At 50.1% G+C, this 859-nt stretch carries 1 protein-coding gene; it reads right to left on the reverse strand.

Annotated elements, in window-relative coordinates; translation table 11 throughout:
- Positions 1–859, reverse strand: an 859-nt coding sequence (locus tag IQR33_RS34500) for an efflux RND transporter permease subunit (protein WP_228014163.1), incomplete at both ends; no start/stop codon positions are given.

Here is an 859-nt window from a genome sequence, read left to right on the forward strand (position 1 = left end):
GTCTTCGTAACGAATATCCGCTACGTCAGCCAGCGCAATACGGGCGCCATTTGGTGTAACTAACGGCAGGTTTTGCAGTTTAACCACTGAATCACGGTAGTCTTGTGGGTAACGAACGTTGATTGGGTAACGCTCCAAGCCTTCAATGGTTTCACCCACATTCATGCCACCCACCGCAGTGGAGATCACTTGCTGAACGTCTTTGATGCTTAAGCCATAACGCGCTGCGGCACGACGTTTAATGTCGACCGTGACATAACGACCACCTGCTACACGTTCCGCATAAACAGATGCTGTACCTTGTACGCCATTAAGAATTGGCTCTAGCTGAGAGCCGATCTTCTCTATTACTTTCAGATCGGGACCGGCGATCTTAATGCCAATAGGGGTTTTGATGCCCGTTGCTAGCATGTCGATACGCGTTTTGATAGGCATTACCCAAGCGTTAGTAAGACCAGGGAACTGAACCAACTTGTCGAACTCTTTGCGCAATGACTCGGTTGTTACCCCTTCGCGCCATTGATCGCGTGGCTTCAACTGAATCACGGTTTCAATCATGGTGAGTGGCGCTGGATCGGTTGCGGTCTCAGCTCGGCCAATCTTGCCCCATACGGTTTTCACTTCATGAACGGTTTTGATCAGCTTGTTGGTTTGTTGTAGAAGCTCGCGTGCTTTACCAATTGAGATACCCGGATAGGTCGTTGGCATGTACATCAAGTCGCCTTCATCCAGCGGCGGGATGAACTCGCTACCCAGTTTACTGGTTGGGTAGTAAGCCGACGCCATCAGACCTAATGCGATAACAATCATGGTCTTAGGGTATTTTAAGCTGGTATTCAACAGCGGGCGGTACAGCGCG

Source organism: Vibrio sp. OPT46, assembly GCF_015163535.1.
Taxonomy (GTDB): Bacteria; Pseudomonadota; Gammaproteobacteria; order Enterobacterales; family Vibrionaceae; genus Vibrio; species Vibrio alginolyticus.